Consider the following 17,804-nt stretch of genomic DNA (forward strand, 5'->3'; position numbering starts at 1 on the left):
GTGAGTCTTAGGATTGTTTAAATTAGTGTTGTATAGTAGGAGACAGCTTAAACGAAATATATTTTTTAAGGTTTCTGATTTGGGTTGAGATTTTGATTTAAAAGATAATTTAATAAAATATAATAATTTGACTTTTAGAAATTTGCTTGCAGTTAAATTGAAGATTTGGAAGTAAAAGTTGATTGAAAGTCTAATCATGCAGCGTTGTCTGCTTAGGCGGCTCAAAATAGCGTGTGCCCGTAATCAGCTCCTGCATACCTTGCATCGTACGGTATACCTGTTCCAGCTGCTGATCTGTAATACAGTAAGGGGGGATAACATAAATAATGTTTCCAAGAGGACGTAGGATAACGCCTTGCTCCAAGGCGAAGCTATACAACGTATCGCCAAGTTTATTAAAATAAGAAGTGCCGTCGGCTTCGAACTCCACAGCCAGAATAGTGCCCTGCCGCCGCACTTCCAGCACCTTAGGCAATGCCTTAAATTGTTCGGCAAATGCAGTGTGGCGCTGACCAATGCGGTCGATATGCTCTTGCGTTTCTGCTTGTAGCAACAAATCCATGCTGGCCAGACCGGCGGCGCAGGCAACCGGATTGCCTGTGTAGCTATGGCCGTGGAACAGTGTCTTGTGCTTGTCGTCGCTTAGGAAAGCTTCATAGATTTTTTCGTTGCAGGAGGTTGCCCCTAAGGCCATTGTGCCACCTGTGAGCCCTTTCGATAGGGTAAGCATGTCAGGCTTGCGCTGCAGGTAGTCGCTGGCGAAGGTGAGGCCGGTGCGGCCAAAGCCGGTCATCACTTCATCAGCAATGGTCAGGATGTCGTGTTGCTGGCAGATGGAGAGCAGTTGATCAAGCACGGATGGGCTATACATGACCATGCCCGCCGTACCGAGCACAAGTGGTTCGTAAATAAAAGCGGCTATGTCTCCGCCGTGGGCATATGCTTCCAATTGTTTTACGGTCTCCTCTTCCTGCCCAGGTATAGGCACATCGATGAAACAAACTTCAAACAAATAAGACCAGAACGGAGCCGTGAAAGCACTACGGGCACTCACAGCCATGGCGCCGAAGGTGTCGCCGTGGTAGCTGTCACGAAAGGCGATGATTTTACGCTTGGGTATACCTTTGTTCTGCCAGTACTGGATTGCCATTTTGAGAGCGACTTCCACAGCAGTAGAGCCGTTGTCAGAGTAAAAGATGCGGCTCTGTCCTTGCGGGAGTATTAGAAGCAGTCGTTCGGCAAAGGTAACGGCAGCAGGATGGGTAAAGCCCGCAAAAATCACGTGTTCCAGCGTCTGCAGTTGCTCCGCTACTTTCTGCGCGATGTAAGGGTGAGCATGACCATGCAGATTTACCCACCAGGATGCTACGGCATCAATATAGCTTTTTCCGTCCTCCGCATAGAGAAGCGCCCCTTCGCCCCGTACGATCGGTATAGGGAGTGCGGCGGTTTTCATTTGCGTGTAAGGATGCCAAATGACCTGCTGGTCGCGGTTGGCTAGATTGTCGGAAGCAGACATAGATGATATAGGCTTTGGTGCGAAAGTATAAAAGACGGCGGGGAATGCCTACGAATCCTGCCTGAAAAACCGTTTCAGTATCCTTTTGCCCCGGCTGCGCATGGCGGGAGAGCCATCTTTTAGCAGAAATTCAATTTGGTCTTTCAGCTCGTCTTTTATCCACGGAAACTCATCCTGCAGGTATACCAGTACATCCAGGCAGTTGACTTTTACTGCAACGGGTGTGCGTGTCTGGATCAACCATTCAAACATCGTCTCTACTACAACGGAGCGGTCAGGTAAAGCACGCCAGGCAGCTTTATAAACCGGCTTTGCCTCAGGGTTAGCACAGCACATGAGTATTTTGGTGAAATGCCTCTGGCAACTCAGGTTATGCTGCTCGGGCAGCTGCGCGATGAAAGTTGGCAAATGAGGTGTGAACTGTTTCGGGAAGGAATAGGCCACATGTTCCAACACCCAGGCTGCCCTAAAAGCAACAGAAGAGGTATGCTTAACAAAGCAAAGCTCCAGCAAATCCTTCACCTGTAATTTACCTGAGTTTGATTTTGCTGCAAGTTCCTGCACCTGCACTTTGCCAAGTGGAAAACTTAATGCCTGCAACAATTCTTCTGCGCTCATGTGCCGGATCTAAATTTCAGGTAAAGCACCAGGTTAAATTATGGACTAGAAACCGTAGTATTCCTGATAGGCAGATTTCCTTGTCTGGGACCTGTCCTGGGTTAAAATCTGAAATAGCGTATACTATATAGTAGAGTTTAATCGATAGTCAACTGTTTTGTTTATCCCTTGTTATGTGAGCTTACAGGTATGGCGTGAAACTCTTAGCATACTCAGCTACAGCCTCTTGGCAGAAGTCGGCTTCCTGACGGATGGACGGCAGACGGCGCAAACCTGTATACTTGATGATGAAGTCCTCGGACGTTTGGTTTTCTTCTCCGTTGAAAATAATGCCTGCCACCGGCACTTTGCGGTAACGCAATACCTCCGCCGTGAGCAAGGTATGGTTGATGCTGCCAAGGTAGTTTCTGGAAACCAGAATCACTTCCAAGCCTAATTGCTGCACCAAGTCCAGCACCAGATAGCGCTTGTTCAAGGGCACCATCAAACCGCCCGCGCCTTCAACGATCAGGTTGTTCTGGGTTTCGGGAAGCTTTAATCCGTGCACGTCGATCTCTATACCTTCAGCGGCTGCCGCTTTGTGGGGAGAGGCGGCCATCTTGAGGCGGTAGGCTTCAGGGTGAAATACGGATTTTTCATTTGAAATAAGACTTTTAACCGTGTCTGTGTCGGTAAAGTCTAGACCGCCCGCCTGTACGGGTTTCCAGTAGTCGGCCTGCAGGGCTTCGGTGAGAATGGCTGCGGCAACTGTTTTGCCAACGTCCGTTCCGATGCCTGTTACAAAATATCTTTTCATGTACCTTTCGCTATGGCCTGCACGAGGCCGTCAATTTCTTCTTCACTATTATAGGCATGCACAATCACGCGGAGCCGTTCTGTACCAATGGGCACAGTAGGGGGCAGCACGGGGCGCACATCAAATCCAGCTTGTTGCAGAGCAGTCGCCAATGCCTTGAGTTGCCGGGACTGTTGCGGGAAAACAGATAGGATAACACTGTTTTCCGGGGTGCAGCGTATGCCGCTAAGTTTGTTCAGTTTCTGGTACAGTCGGGTCGCGAGTTGCTGCACGTGCTCACGCTCAGGCGCGAGTTCGGGCAGCAGGGTATAAGCGCACTTCAGGGCCACCAGCGCATGCGTTGGCAGACCTGTGGTGTAAATAAATGCTCTACTATAGTTAATCAAAAAGTCGCGCAGCACCTTGGGCCCAACCACGGCTGCTCCGTGACTGCCCATGGCTTTGCCATAGGTGATCACTTGCGCAAATACCTGGTCCTGCAGCCCTAGTGCCACTGTTAATCCTTCGCCATTCGGTCCGTACAAACCCACAGCATGGGCCTCGTCTACAATCAAAGCAGCACTGTGCTCATTACATACCTGAGACAGCTCCTTTAGCGGGGCTTTGTCGCCATCCATGGAGTAAACCGATTCCACTACCACATATACCTGACCGGTTGCGTGCTTCAACTTCTGACGCAGGTCTTCCACGCTGTTGTGGCGGAAGGCGTAGGTTTTGGCAAAGCTCAGGCGCAGACCGTCTTTCATAGAAGCATGGCTGGCCTCGTCATAAAACACGGTATCACCGCGCTGCGGCAAGGCAGACAGCAGGCCCACGTTGGCCGTATACCCCGAATTGAAAAGCAAAGCCGCCTCCCCCTTGTGGTAGGTCGCAATGATACCTTCCAACTCTTCGAAAAGGCCGTGGTTGCCGGATAGCAGTCGGGAGCCCGTTGCCCCCAATGGTAAATGTCTATAGTGCTCCTCTTCCTTGTGGATAAGTGCCCGCAGTTTCTCACTGCGAGCAAGGCCGAGGTAATCGTTGGAGCAGAAGTCAACTAGTCCGGCGGTGGTTTTGAGCGTACGCAAAGTATCCTGTACTGCCCGTTCCGCCAGCTTCTGCTGTAGTTTATTTTTCAGGACATCAGACATGGGTTAGAACTCAGTTTTCTGATTTCAATATAGGGTTAATGTCTTGATGCCTCTAAAGTTTAGAGATCAAAATAATGTCATCTCCTGAAGTATGACATCGGTATCATCACGATAGTGCTTTGACACCGAGATTCCCTCTTGAGAGAGGCAGGGGTGTGTTATAGCTATTGCCTTAATCCTTCGACCAGGATCCTTTCAGGATGACAGAGCGAAGAGGCTTTCCGGCAATTTTTATCACCAAAGACCTAGCAAACGTGCTGTGCTTCTTCTTTAAAGGACTTTCTTGGAGTAAGACCCAACAGGTCAAACATGGCTTTGTCGGCGTCGAAGTCCGGGTTCGGCGTCGTCAGAAGCTTTTCGCCTGTGAAGATGGAGTTTGCACCGGCCAGGAAGCAAAGGGCTTGATCGGTTACACTCATGCGCTCACGGCCTGCTGACAGGCGTACCATGGTCTTCGGCATCAAAATACGGGCAGTGGCGATCATGCGGACCATTTCCCAAACGGTAACCAGCGGCTGGTTTTCCAGTGGCGTGCCTTTTACCGGTACCAGCGCATTTACCGGTACAGATTCCGGGTGCTGCACCAGGGTAGACAAGGTATGGAGCATGCCGATACGGTCCTCGTCAGTTTCTCCCAAACCGATAATGCCACCTGAGCAAACGGATATACCTGCCTTGCGCACGTTCTCAATCGTATCGAGACGGTCGTCGTAGGTACGGGTCGTGATGATGTTGGAATAGTTTTCCTCAGAAGTGTCGAGGTTGTGGTTGTAGGCGTACAGGCCAGCTTCTTTCAGCTTTTCAGCCTGGTACTCGTTCACCATACCCAAGGTACAGCAAACTTCCAGTCCCATCTCGTTTACACCTTTCACCATGTCAAGCACTTTGTCGAAGTCGCGGTTGTCGCGCACTTCGCGCCAGGCGGCACCCATGCAGAAGCGGGTAGAACCGCCGTCTTTGGCACGCTGAGCCGCTGTAAGTACTTGCTCCTGGCTCAACAGTTTGTGCACATCCACACCCGTGTGGAAACGAGCTGCCTGCGGACAGTAAGAGCAGTCTTCCGGACAGCCACCGGTTTTCACTGACAACAAAGTACATACCTGCACCTCACCAGTAGCCTGGTGCTGTTTATGTACATTGGCTGCTTCTACAATCAGTTCCAACACCGGTTTATAGTAGATCGCTTTGATCTCCTCCAGTGTCCAGTCGTTACGTATGGCTGCGTTTAGTCCGTCTTGCGTCATGTTTATCGGGTTTGGATTACGAAGATAATTTGAAGATTTAGGAATAAAAAATCAAGGTTGGGGGTATGTTCAGTGGATAACTTGTTAACTATTTAAGCACATGTACTATTTCTGTGGAAAAAATGGTTTGTTAATTTGTTGGGAAGCAGCTTTTGGTAGGGCTGCGCGACCCTTAGGCTGTGGAAATAAAGTTGAAGCCGGACTTGCTGGTTGATGGCCTCAGGCTTTGTACAGGGCAACAGAAGAAGGGATTTTGGGGTATACCTGAATCTGTAAATTGTACCGATCTCTTCTTCATCGTTGAAATATGCATTTGACCTCTACTTCTCCTACCACCACACCCTTGTTGCTTTCCCCTGAAAATGTGCTTCGGAAGCTCGCTGTCATTATTTTCGTGCTGCTGCTGGCTGATATTGCAGGAATCATACTGGAGAGTGTGTTGCAATACGAGTCGAGGCTGACCCGCTTGCTGGTACACTATTTTAATTTCAACGGCGAGAGCAACATACCTGCTTTTTTCTCTTCGGTGATGTTGTTAGCGGCTAGTGGACTCCTCTTTCTGATAAACCGTCAGCAGAGAAACGCGGCACAGGAACATTATACCCGTCATTGGTTTATCTTGGGGTGCATCTTCCTGTTTATGGCCATCGATGAGAACACACAGATACACGAGCGGGTGGCGGATTTTGTGCGTCCGCGTCTGGCAACTGACCTGTCGGGTATGCTGCATTGGGCCTGGGTGGTGCCCTATAGCGTGCTCACATTGGCTGTTGTTGCTTATTTTATCGGGTTTGTGCTTCGCCTGCCTACTTATACCCGTAACCTGATCCTGCTGTCGGGGGCGCTGTTTGTGGGCGGTGCGCTCGGACTGGAGTTTTTTGAAGGCTACCTGTACAAGCGCTACGGACTTGATCACCTGTACAACCGCATCCTCTACTGCCTGGAAGAGTTGATGGAAATGTCAGGGGTAGCGCTGTTTATTTATGCGCTGCTCGACTACCTGACAAGATATGGCACCCAGGTCCTGATTGCTCCCAAAAACAGAGACGTATAATATGTGTACCTTTGCCGGTGCGCGGGCAGGTCGCCCGGCGATCTATACCTGAATCTATGTCATTTTCGTCATTAGGCCTTTCGGCACCACTGCTTCGTTCCATTCAAGAGCAAGGCTATACTGCTCCTTATCCTATTCAGACACAGGCTATACCTGCCATTCTGAAAGGTAAGGACCTGCTAGGTATAGCCCAGACGGGTTCGGGCAAGACGGCCAGTTTCGCGCTGCCTATACTGGAGCTATACCAGCAGAAGCAGGCCGGTCGCAACCGCTATGTGCGCACACTGGTGCTAGTGCCGACACGCGAACTGGCAGTACAGATCGAAGAGGTATTCAAAGCTTTTGGCAAAGGACTGGACAGACCGGTGAAGACACTGGCCGTGTATGGAGGTATCTCGATCAACCCGCAGATGATGAAACTGAGTGGTACAGATGTGCTCGTTGCCACACCTGGCCGACTACTCGACCTGATCGAAAACAAAGCGGTGCACCTGTCGGAAGTGGAAACGCTGGTGCTCGACGAGGCTGACAAAATGCTGAATTTGGGCTTTCAGGAAGAGGTAAACAAGCTACTCGGCATGTTGCCTGCCCGACGGCAAAACCTCCTCTTCTCAGCTACACTGAGCCAGGATGTGGAGGATTTGATCAGCAAACTCCTGACAGATCCGGTGCGGGTAACCGTGCAGGAGGAGGCCACGGTGCCGGAGTTGATCAAGCAGGTGGCCTACCAGGTAGGACCCGAGAAAAAGGGGCCGCTGCTTCGTTACCTGATCCGGCAGCACGACATGCAGCAGGTGCTGGTATTTGCTTCGTCCATCCGCACGGCCGATAATGTGGTGGGTAAACTCAAAAAGCATGGAATTGAAGCCGCCGCTTTTCACGGTGACAGAAGTCAGGGCGGTAGAACAGAGGCGCTTCGTCAGTTCAAGGCCGGCAAGCTCCGCGTACTGGTCGCCACCGATCTGGCCTCACGAGGTATAGACATCAAGTTCCTGCCCTATGTGATCAACTACGAATTGCCACGCTCTCCAAAAGACTACGTGCACCGCATCGGCCGCACCGGTCGTGCCGAAGCCTCTGGCGAAGCCATTTCGCTGATTACGCCAGAAGATGCGCATCACTTCAAGATCATCCAGAAGAAAATGGGAGTAAGAGTAGAAATACTGCCGACCGACGAAATCGATTTGCAGGGGCAGTAAGAAATCATGGCTGCAAACGCCATGTAGAGGGGAGGCAGCGATTCCTTTTTTACCATCCTAAAAGGATCTTAGTATAGTTTCCCCCTACTTCCACCAGTAGCATCTGATTACCTCAGGCACCCATACTTATGCCATTCATGCTTTTCTAACTCTTCTTGAGCAAGTGACTCAGGTCACCGGTCCGGAACCAGCGATAGCCGTAGGCGTCTAAGGTGATATAGTGCCTGCCTTTGTCGTCGGTCTCACTTTCATAATTTACCATCAGGTCGACCAGCTTTTGCTCTTTTTCTTTTTGGCCGTTTTGCTTTTGCTTTAAGTCTAAAATTACCTCGTGCGCTTTCTCATCGAAGTTGTGCAGGATAATCAGGGAGCTGCCTTGCCAACTGTAATGCATGCAGAGTACCTTCGGTTTGTTCGTTTTCAGGATTTGCCAATCGCCAAAGCCAATCTCGGTACACTCCTGCCTTAAGCGGATCAGGGCTGTCATCCAGTTTAGAAGTGAATTAGGTTCACGGCGCTGGTTTTCTACATTCACATGGTGATAAGAGTAAGGGCCTTTGTCGATGACAGGATGCACCAGTTTGTCGGCTTCGGAAAAACCCGCCTGGTGGTCATCGGTCCATTGCATTGGTGTGCGCACGGCGTCCCGTTCATTGAGGCTCAGGTCATCCCCCATACCTATCTCATCGCCATAGCGGATAACGGGAGTGCCCGGTAAAGAGAACATCAGGCTATAGGCTAACTCACTTTGTTGGCGATTTCCCAGCATGGTAGAAAGACGACGGCGGATGCCCCGATCATAAAGCTGCATGTCTTTATCCGGGGCGAAGCGGGCAAAAACCTTTTCACGCTGTTCATCAGTTAGGCGACCCAGGTCCAGTTCGTCGTGGTTGCGCAGGAAGTGAGCCCACTGCACCGTAGGCATGTGGGTGCGTGTTTCTTCCAGGGCCTCTACCAGAGGCTCTATTTCACCGGTTGCTAAGGCGTAAAACAGATGCTGGTTAACATAAAAGTTGAACATCATCTGAATGCCATCCCCTTTATCACCAAAGTATTTTTTAGTTTCTTCGGGGAGTACGTTAGCTTCGCCCAGCAGAATTGCATCACCACGCCGCCACTGCAGAAAGCGTCGCATGTCGCGCAGGTAATCAAAGTTCAGTTCATGGTTATCAGAACCCGGTACCGGCGACTCGATCATAAAAGGCACAGCATCAACCCTGAAGCCGCAAACTCCTAATTGCAGCCAAAAGCCCATGATGCGCTGAATCTCTTCACGTACCTTGGGGTTGTCCATGTTAAGATCGGGCTGAAACTCGTAGAAGCGGTGGAAATACCAGGACTTCGCTTTCTTGTCGTAGGTCCAGGTAGATTCTTGCACCCCCGGGAACACCATGCCCTCATCCCAGTCAGAAGGTTTCTTCTTAGACCATACATACCAGTCGCGGTGCTCGGCATCTTCGCTGCTGCGCGCATCCTGAAACCAGGGGTGCTGGTCAGAGGTATGGTTCACCACCAGATCGATGATGACCTTGATGCCGCGCTTGTTAGCCTGGTGCATGAACTCTACAAAGTCGCCGCTGGAGCCGTGCCGTTGATCGACACCGTAGTAATCATACACATCGTAACCGTTGTCTTTGTTGGGGGTAGGTTGGAATGGGGCTAGCCAAACGCAGTCGATGCCCATGGCGTTGAGGTAATCGAGACGGCGGGCCAGACCTGCAAAGTCACCCACGCCATCGCCGTTCAGGTCCATGAATGTTTCGAGATCGAGGCTGTAGATGATGGCGTTTTTGTACCAGAGCTCTTCAAGCATAGTGAATCGGTTTTGGTTGGTTAAAACTTGATTCGTCTATACGGGAGTTTGGCGTTGAAAGTCGGGAGGGGAGGTATAAGTTTAGTTGAGCTTTTCGTTAGCGCTTTGGTTTGACCTGCCAGTCTTCGTAACGCATTTCAAATTTGATTTCAGAACCACCGTGTATACCTGTCTGGCGCCAGCCTTGCCGACGATAAAAGGCCTCGGCTCTTGTGCCGGGGTCGGTGCCTAGCCAGATTGGTTCTTTCGTTTGCCGGAAGTACCAGTCGAGCATGATGCGGTGCAGTTGCTTGCCTATACCTTGGCCTTCAAATTCCGGTAGCATAAACAAAGCCCACACATTGTGCTCCTGCAGGTCGACGATTGAGAAGCCGACCACTTGACCATCAACTTCGCATACCCAGCCTTTGCCGCGCTCGGTCAGGTATAGCGCGCACAGTTCGTCTGTCACCAGTGTCGGGTCGGAGAGGATGTTCTCTTTTACGGAGTGGCGGATGATCTGGAGTTGGGGAATGTCGGCGGTGGTGGCTTCGCGGAAGAGCATAAATGTATAGAATTAGCTTATTCGGTTAAAAAGAACCACGGAATATCAAACTGCCCTTTCTGAAAATAAACAGTTACTTCATCCCCATTCTCAAACTGATTGTAAAATTCTTCTGTCACAGATACCTCATCATTTTTAACCTGATTGCCCCATTTGGTCAGTTCAAGATAGTATGAAGTATTTTTGCCAGTACTGATACGTTTGTTAACAACGGTTGCAGTATACTGTTGACTCTCTGATGTGTCGTAAAAGCAATTAAGCATAATAACTGCTCCGTAACTATAGCACAACAAAACAATAGCGATGCTGGAAGTAGCTACGTAACCTTTCGCCCTTCGGAAGTTAAATTCCTGGTTGCGATAGAAAAAGATAGCGAACAAAATTCCAGATAAGATGGACATCAGTATCCAAACATTGGAGTATTCGAAAATATTGAAGTCGAGAAGTCCCCTTAACCCAAGTGCAAAGCTTGGTGCGAACATAGCCAATGACACCGATGGATAGGTGCTTTCTTTATTTTCATTAAGCCTGAAAAGACCATCAGAGAATTTTATGGTAATAAGCGTGATGAGCGGTATAGCGATCGCAGTAAGTATGGCATACTCGTATGGTTCTGGCCAAAACAGGGCCCAAGCGCATGCCAGACCACCTGTCCAGTTCAATACTTTCGCTTTTTTGCGTGCCGCATTAAACGTGGCCTCTCTTTCTTCAACAGTTCGCCCGTAATGCGCATTTGTTAAAATTTCTTGTGACTCCTCTATAATTTCTACATCGTCGAGGTGAGGGAAGGAATTAGTGAGCCAGGTATAAAACGCATCACTATTTCCGATAGATGAGCTAAATTTTAATCGTTTCTTATCAGGTATAGTGGATTCAACATACAAATAACCTTGTGCAATACGATAGCCTTTAATCTCGTCGAACTGCAACGATCTGTCAGATAATGTTTTGATGACTTGAATCCTGTCTTCATGAACAATGATCCTGCCTTTTATGGTGTCAAGTAATCCGATGGAAAGGAAAACAATGAATCCAATAGCCATGGGCCATAAAATAATAACGAGCGGAAGAGGGTTAGCTTGTCCGACCATAAATGGAACATAGAGGCAGAACAACCCGAGTAGAATAAAGACTGGAGCAGCAATGTAAATGAATAGGGCAGGGCCCTTTGCTGTCTTATATGCAAGCATGGAAATAGATGGTAAATGGTAGTTCGGAAATGGGTTTTAAATATAGACATTGCATTCGAAATACAGGCGATCAGTTCTAGCCTAAACAAAAAAATCCCCCACTTTTAACAAGCGGGGGACTCTTCTATACCTTCAACAAGTCTACTTCTCTTTCTCCTCTACAACTTCACCGTTGCGGTAAAGTCGTGTCTTGTATACCTTGCCTTCATCGTTGTGGTACTTCCAGGTGCCTGTGGCTCTGTTGTTTCGGTGCTGGCCGAGTACCTCTACTTTACCGTCTTCGAAGTACTGCTTGTAGGGACCAAAGCGCAGCCCGTCTTTGTAGCTCGTTTCGGACTTGAGCTTGCCGTTTTCATAAAACTCCTGACTGCTCACGATCTTGCCATCGCCCTTGCCATAGGTATACTTCGCCTTGGCCTGACCATTTTCATAGTAAACAATACGCTCCCCGGTCAGTTTGTCGGCGTTGTAGGTTTCAGCTACCTCTACCTTCTTGCCCGGAGCGTCATAGTAGGTTTTCCAGCTGCCAGAGCGTAGTTTGTTTTTGAATTGCTCCTCGGCTTTTAGGTTGCCGGAAGGGTAGTAGGTTGTGATCTTGCGGTCATCGCCATTATTGCTGTATTGACCTTCTTCCTTCAGTTTCCCGTCTTCAAAGTATACCTGTGAAAGACCCTGTATCTGCCCGTTGCGGTAGGTGATCATGCTGCGCAGGTTGCCGTTCTCGAAGTATGATTTAGAAGGGCCGTGCATTTTACCAGACACAAAGCTGCCCTCGGTGCTGAGTTTTCCGCTGCGGTAGTAGCTTTTGAACGTGCCGTTACGCTGACCAGCCACATTGATTACTTCGGTTTCGAGTTGGCCATTATCAAAGTAAGTTTTGTAGGATCCTTCCAGCATACCGTTGCGGTAAGTGGCCTCCGTTTCGAGGTTACCGTTTTCAAAGTATGTTTTGGCTGGACCGTTCTGCTGGCTGTTCTTGTAGGTGATTTCTGATTTCAGTTTTCCGTTCGGGTAAAACTCCCGCACCAGCCCCTCAGGGAAGCCGTTTACAAAAGAGGTTTCCTTACGCACCTTGCCATCCGCATAAAAAGTCTTGAACATGTCGCTCTGCTGGTCCTTATCGTAGCTGCCTTCCTGCAGCAGACGGCCGTCCGGATGGAAAGCCTTGAAAGGTCCCTGTTTCTGATCCTGCACGTAGGTTACCTGCATGCGGGGCTGTCCGTTCTGGTAGAACTCCGTGAATACACTGTCCTTTTTGCCCTCCACAAATTTGGCAAAGGCTTCCCGCTCGCCGGTAGGATAGTAGCGGTTGTAGTAACCTACAATAGCCGAGTCCGGTGTCATGTAGTACACCTCCTTCACAGTGGTCATGGACCCGTCGTGATAGGTTACCACTTTGCGTTGAGTCTGCCCGAAAGCAGCAGCGCTGATGAGCAAGACTGCAGGTAAGATTGAAAGCAATTTAGACATAGGTACTTTATCTGTCTGGTAATTTTATACTTAGCAGCACAATCAGTTCAAAACGAAAAAATGAACTCTTGTATCGCTTAATCTGATGTATGGCTATTTTTTGGTGATCTCTTTTGCCACTAATTTCATAAACGGGTCGGTATCCCGCACGTATTGCTGCGCCAGTTCCACTGCCTTGGCACGGTTTACTTTGTTCAGGCTCAGCAAGGCGCGTCTTACCACATACTTGTCCTCACTGTTGATCAGCTGCAGCAGCATCTTCTCTCGACCCTCCACATCAACGTTTCCAAGCAATTCGGCCATTTGCCACTTGGCCTGTGGCTGGTCAGAAAAAACAGCCTTCCGCACAAACCGCAATGGGGTTTCCAGCTTCTCCTCTACACTTTTCAGCACTACACCCGCTTCGTTGTCAATGGCCAGCGCATATACCAGCAGTTGCGCCAGATCATGGTTAAACTCCTGATTTAGTTGCTCCAGCGCATCGTTAGCTGCTTTGTAGAGTGCGTCCCATCCGGGATATTCCGCTTCCCACTCGCCTAAGCCTCTGTTTTCATTGTAAGTATCGGGCGTCATATTGGCCCATTCCCAGAACTTTGCTAGCTCGTTTTCTAATGACATAAACGATTCAAATTGGATAAACACCAAAAGTAGGTCAAACAGTTTAATCTGCAGGCCAAGGTATAAAAAAGAAGCCTTACGAAATAACGTAAGGCTTCCTGCAAAAAATATACCGCAAAGCGGAGATTACATTTTCTCGATCACAAGCGCAGAAGCACCGCCACCGCCGTTGCAAATACCGGTCACGCCGATCTTGCCGCCTTTTTTGTCGAGCACGTTGCACAGGGTAGTCACGATACGAGCTCCGGAGGCACCCAGTGGGTGGCCCAGGGATACGGCACCGCCAAATACGTTCACGTTGCCGCCTTCCAGACCAAGTTTCTGGTTGTTGGCAATCGACACCACCGAGAATGCTTCGTTGATTTCGTAGAAGTCAACTTCCTCAGGCGATACACCGGCGTTTTTCAAAGCCTTAGGTATAGCCAGTGATGGCGTTGTTGTAAACCAGATCGGATCCTGTTCCGCGTCAGCGAAACCACGAATCTTCGCGATTGGCTTCAGACCCAGTTCCTCAGCTTTCTCTTTGCTCATCAGCAACAGGGCTGCAGCACCGTCGTTCAGGGTAGAGGCGTTGGCGGCCGTTACCGTACCAGCCTTATCGAATACAGGGCGCAGACCAGCTATTTTCTCAAAGTTTACCTTCTTATATTCTTCGTCTTCCGACACCACGATCGGGTCTTTGCCACGCTGCGGGATTTCTACCGGCACAATCTCGTCTTTCAGCATACCTGCCTCAGCGGCGGCGGCTACTTTTTTGTAAGACTGTGTTGCGTATTCGTCCTGCATCTCGCGGGTGATCTTCATTTCACGGGCTGTGTTCTCAGCGGCGTTGCCCATGTGGAAGTCGTTGTACACATCCCACAGACCGTCCTTCATCAGGCCGTCGATCATCTGGCCGTGACCAAGCTTCGCGCCAAAGCGCGCTTTGTCGAGGTAGTAAGGTACGTTAGACATGCTCTCCATACCACCTGCCACGATGATATCTTTGTGACCCAGCATGATAGCCTGCGCTGCAAACATGATTGCCTTTGTACCGGAGGCACATACCTTGTTGACAGTCGTACACTCTACTTCGTAACCCAGACCCGCTTTTACAGCAGCCTGACGGGCAGGAGCCTGGCCTACGTTGGCCGAAAGCACATTGCCCATGATCACTTCCTGCACCAGGCTTTTGTCAACACCGGCTTTCTCCAGCGCACCTTTGATAGCGGCTGCACCCAGTTCCGTGGCAGAGAGGCTGGCCAGAGCGCCGCCAAAGCTACCGATCGGGGTGCGCACAGCCGAAATAATATATACTTCCTTCGTTTGCATAAGATTGTGTCTAATAGTTTTATAGTGTGAAATTATCAGGATTCAGGTTGAAAACCAAACAATCGTTAGGTAAATGGCCGCTTTTGTAGCTTAATGGTTTAAATGCTAAATTGTTACGCTTCTTCTCAGAAGGCTGGTGGCACACATAAGTGGTGGCGGAACTAACTGCCTTTAAACCTTCCTTATAAAGTGAGCTCTAAAGGTATAACGGCCACAGCCGCAAAATAATTTGTACATTTAGAAAACCAATCAAAACCGCTAACCAATAGCCAAACCTTTTACAATGAAGAAATTCTTAGTGTTGATGGCGCTGTTTGGGGCAGGCCTCAGTCAGGCACAGGCTCAGCAGCAAGCTACCAAAAAACCACTCACCCACGACGTGTACGACAGCTGGAAAGGCGTAGGCAGCGACAAGCTCTCCAACAATGGCCAGTATGTGCTCTTCAACATGGATCCGCAGGAAGGCGATGGCGCCCTCTTCATCCGAAACTACGCCAGCAAAGCCATGCGTGAGTTCTCCCGCGGTACCAAGGCGGAGTTTACGAACGACAGTCGCTATGCTGTGTTCCAGATCAAGCCGGAGTATAACAAGGTGCGTGCGCTTAAGCTGAAAAAGAAAAAAGGCGACGACCTGCCCAAAGACTCCCTGGCTATTGTAATGCTGGAGAACATGAACGTGGTAAAAGTGCCGCGCGTGAAGTCTTTTAAACTGCCAAAGGAAGGCAGCAGCTGGCTGGCCTATCAGTTGGAAAAACCACTTCCGGCGAAAAAAGAAGCCGCGAAGAAAGAAGATCCTAAAACTGAGCCCGCTATACCTGAGGCACCAAAGGCTGAACCTGCCAAGACAGCTGCCGCAAAGCCAGCTGCCAAGCCGAAGCAGAAGAAGTCGGAGGGTACGGAGCTGGTGCTGCGCAACCTGCAAACCGGACAGGAGCAGCGCTTCGATCGGGTAGTGGATTACATGTTCTCCGAGAAAGGCAACATGCTCTACTTTGTGAAGGATGAGCTGGACTCCCTGCACACTGCTGGGGTATACGCTTTCAATACTGCCGACCTAAAAGTAATGCCGATCGATACAGGCAAGGTGACTTACAAAGGCATCAGCACCGACAAAGCTGGTGAGCAACTGGCCTATGTGGCGACAACCGACTCCACAGGGGCTGAGATACGCTACTTCAACCTATACCATTGGAACAAGAAAGACAACAAAGCGGTGACGCTGGCTGATACGGTTACCAAAGGTATGCCAGCTGCCTGGATGGTGAGCGAACATGGTAACCTGCGCTTCTCAGAAGACGGACGCCGCCTGTTCTTCGGCACCTTCCCGCGCCCGACCCGTTTTGAAAAAGACACCACTAAACTCGACGAGGAGAAAGTGAGTCTCGACATCTGGGGTTACAAAGATCCGCTGATCCAGCCGATGCAGCTCAAGCAGCTGAGCCGCGATCAGAAACGCTCTTTCCTGGCCTTATACGACCTACGCGGCAAGAAAATGCAGCAGCTGGCTACCCTCGAAATGCCTGATGTATACCTGGACGCTTACGGGCAAGCAGATGTGGCTTTGGCCGTGAGCGACGAGAAGTATAAAGTGACGATCGGCTACGATACCCCAACCCGCAAAGACGCCTACCTGATTGACCTCAAAAAGGGAACATCAAAGCAGATTCTAAAAGAAACGAGAGGCTATCCGCGACTTTCGCCACAGGGTCAATATGTTTACTGGTACGAACCTACCGACAGCAGCTGGCACGCGATGAACATCAAAGGCGGCGCCAACATCAACCTGACCAAAGGTATAGGCCAGGCTTTCTATGAAGAGGATAACGATGTGCCGGCACTGCCTGGCTCTTACGGCGCAGCAGGCTGGGTAGAAAAGGATAATGCCTTTCTGGTATACGACCGTTTCGATATCTGGAAGCTGGACCCGAGTGGCAAAAAAGCCCCGGAGAACCTGACGGACAGGTATGGCCGCACCAACAAACTGCGCCTGCGCTACGAGCAACTCGATAGCGAGGAGAAATTTATACCTGCCGATGCGACGCTATACCTGAGCGCCTTTAACACCACCGATAAGTCCGCCGGTTTCTTCCGCGACCATGTGAGCAAGACTGCGCAGCCTGAAAAACTGGTAATGACACCGCATGGCTATACCTCATTGCGCAAAGCCAAAAACAGCGACCGCACCACCTTCCGCCGCGGCTCTTTCCGTGAGTACAACGACCTCTATACCTCTGACCTGAGCTTTGCCAATGTAGAGAAACTGAGTGATGCCAATCCGCAGATGAATGAGTACCTGTGGGGAACGGTGGAACTGGTGAGCTGGAAATCGACGGACGGTATACCGTTAGAGGGCCTGTTGTACAAGCCGGAGAATTTTGACCCGAAAAAGAAGTACCCGATGCTGGTATACTTCTACGAGCGCTCTTCTGACGGTATACACAACCACCGTGTACCGGCTCCAAGCGCTTCTACCATCAACATCCCATACTTTGTAAGCAACGACTACCTCGTGTTTGTGCCAGACATTGTGTATACCGAAGGTTATCCGGGTGAGAGCGCCATGGACTGCATTATACCGGGTGTACAGAGCATCGTGGCACAGGGCTTCGTGGATGACAAGAACATGGCCTTGCAGGGGCAGAGCTGGGGCGGCTATCAGATCGCCTACATGGTGACCCGCACCAATATGTTCAAGGCTGCAATGGCTGGTGCGCCAGTGTCTAACATGACGAGTGCTTACGGCGGTATCCGCTGGGGAACGGGCCTGAGCCGTCAGTTCCAGTACGAGCGCACGCAGAGCCGCATTGGCGGTACACTTTGGGAGAAGCCAATGCAGTTTATCGAAAACTCCCCGCTCTTCTTCGCCGACCGTGTGAAGACACCACTGTTGATCATGCATAACGACCAGGATGGGGCAGTGCCGTGGTACCAGGGCATTGAGTTCTTTATGGCGCTGCGCCGCCTCGAAAAGCCGGTTTGGATGCTCGTGTATAACGGCGAGGACCACAACCTGATGCAACGCAAAAACCGCAAAGACCTGTCGGTGCGCATGTCGCAGTTCTTTGACCACTACCTCAAAGGTTCTCCTGCTCCGAAGTGGATGGATCAGGGTGTGCCAACCTTGTTGAAAGGCAAAGACTATGGTTTTGAACTGACAGAGCCGCAGGTTTCTTCTGCACCAAAGGAGTAATTTATACCCGAATCAGTTTATAACAGCGGCCGTTTCTTTGCAGAAACGGCCGCTGTTTTTTTATGGGATGATTTACTGATCCCGTCATAAGCATAGTATTAAACCTAT

Annotated in this window: 14 protein-coding genes; 3 read left to right on the forward strand and 11 right to left on the reverse strand. The window is 50.1% G+C overall.

Annotated features, from left to right (window positions below; translation table 11 throughout):
* Positions 1-190: 190 nt before the first annotated feature.
* The 5 genes from bioA to bioB form a co-directional block, all read right to left on the reverse strand.
* Positions 191-1,519, reverse strand: a complete 1,329-nt coding sequence (gene bioA / locus Q1A54_RS12655; RefSeq protein ID WP_299988617.1) for an adenosylmethionine--8-amino-7-oxononanoate transaminase — start codon at positions 1,517-1,519, stop codon at positions 191-193.
* 48 nt (positions 1,520-1,567) lie between these two features.
* Positions 1,568-2,137 (reverse strand): hypothetical protein, encoded by a 570-nt coding sequence (locus Q1A54_RS12660; RefSeq protein WP_299988619.1) that lies wholly within the window; start codon positions 2,135-2,137, stop codon positions 1,568-1,570.
* Between the two features lie 181 nt (positions 2,138-2,318).
* A complete protein-coding gene (gene bioD / locus Q1A54_RS12665; protein ID WP_299988621.1) occupies positions 2,319-2,933 on the reverse strand; it encodes a dethiobiotin synthase in 615 nt (204 codons plus the stop codon).
* Entirely contained in the window at positions 2,930-4,063 is a 1,134-nt protein-coding gene (locus Q1A54_RS12670) for an 8-amino-7-oxononanoate synthase (protein WP_299988624.1), read from the reverse strand. The genes bioD and Q1A54_RS12670 overlap by 4 nt, the downstream gene beginning before the upstream one ends.
* Before the next feature lie 245 nt (positions 4,064-4,308).
* Complete coding sequence (gene bioB, locus Q1A54_RS12675) at positions 4,309-5,307, reverse strand: biotin synthase BioB (RefSeq protein ID WP_196115505.1); 999 nt, start codon at positions 5,305-5,307, stop codon at positions 4,309-4,311.
* Positions 5,308-5,614: 307 nt separating this feature from the next.
* Here bioB and Q1A54_RS12680 point away from each other — a divergent pair, with 307 nt between their 5' ends.
* Positions 5,615-6,361 (forward strand): multidrug transporter, encoded by a 747-nt coding sequence (locus tag Q1A54_RS12680; RefSeq protein ID WP_230392020.1) that lies wholly within the window; start codon positions 5,615-5,617, stop codon positions 6,359-6,361.
* Between the two features lie 56 nt (positions 6,362-6,417).
* Entirely contained in the window at positions 6,418-7,560 is a 1,143-nt protein-coding gene (locus Q1A54_RS12685; RefSeq protein ID WP_196115507.1) for a DEAD/DEAH box helicase, read from the forward strand.
* Positions 7,561-7,705: 145 nt separating this feature from the next.
* Here the strand turns inward: Q1A54_RS12685 and Q1A54_RS12690 are convergent, their stop codons facing one another.
* From Q1A54_RS12690 to Q1A54_RS12715, 6 genes are all read right to left on the reverse strand, one after another.
* On the reverse strand, positions 7,706-9,373 hold the full coding sequence (locus tag Q1A54_RS12690) for an alpha-amylase family protein (protein ID WP_196115509.1): 1,668 nt from the start codon (positions 9,371-9,373) through the stop codon (positions 7,706-7,708).
* A 97-nt stretch (positions 9,374-9,470) separates the two neighbouring features.
* The gene (locus Q1A54_RS12695) at positions 9,471-9,917 is read right to left on the reverse strand and encodes a GNAT family N-acetyltransferase (protein WP_299988631.1); all 447 of its coding nucleotides are present in this window, start codon (positions 9,915-9,917) and stop codon (positions 9,471-9,473) included.
* A gap of 17 nt (positions 9,918-9,934) precedes the next feature.
* Positions 9,935-11,107, reverse strand: coding sequence for a hypothetical protein (locus tag Q1A54_RS12700; RefSeq protein WP_299988634.1), 1,173 nt, complete (start codon positions 11,105-11,107; stop codon positions 9,935-9,937).
* A gap of 141 nt (positions 11,108-11,248) precedes the next feature.
* Positions 11,249-12,577: a toxin-antitoxin system YwqK family antitoxin gene (locus tag Q1A54_RS12705; RefSeq protein ID WP_299988637.1), complete on the reverse strand. Its 1,329-nt coding sequence runs from the start codon at positions 12,575-12,577 to the stop codon at positions 11,249-11,251.
* A gap of 93 nt (positions 12,578-12,670) precedes the next feature.
* Complete coding sequence (locus Q1A54_RS12710; protein WP_299988639.1) at positions 12,671-13,195, reverse strand: HEAT repeat domain-containing protein; 525 nt, start codon at positions 13,193-13,195, stop codon at positions 12,671-12,673.
* 126 nt (positions 13,196-13,321) lie between these two features.
* Positions 13,322-14,506 (reverse strand): acetyl-CoA C-acyltransferase, encoded by a 1,185-nt coding sequence (locus Q1A54_RS12715; RefSeq protein WP_196115517.1) that lies wholly within the window; start codon positions 14,504-14,506, stop codon positions 13,322-13,324.
* A 283-nt stretch (positions 14,507-14,789) separates the two neighbouring features.
* On the opposite strand from Q1A54_RS12715, the gene Q1A54_RS12720 reads away from it, so the two are divergent.
* Complete coding sequence (locus tag Q1A54_RS12720; protein ID WP_299988643.1) at positions 14,790-17,696, forward strand: prolyl oligopeptidase family serine peptidase; 2,907 nt, start codon at positions 14,790-14,792, stop codon at positions 17,694-17,696.
* Positions 17,697-17,804 lie beyond the last annotated feature (108 nt).

Origin of the sequence: uncultured Pontibacter sp. (assembly GCF_947502515.1) — a bacterium.
Lineage (GTDB): Bacteria > Bacteroidota > Bacteroidia > Cytophagales > Hymenobacteraceae > Pontibacter.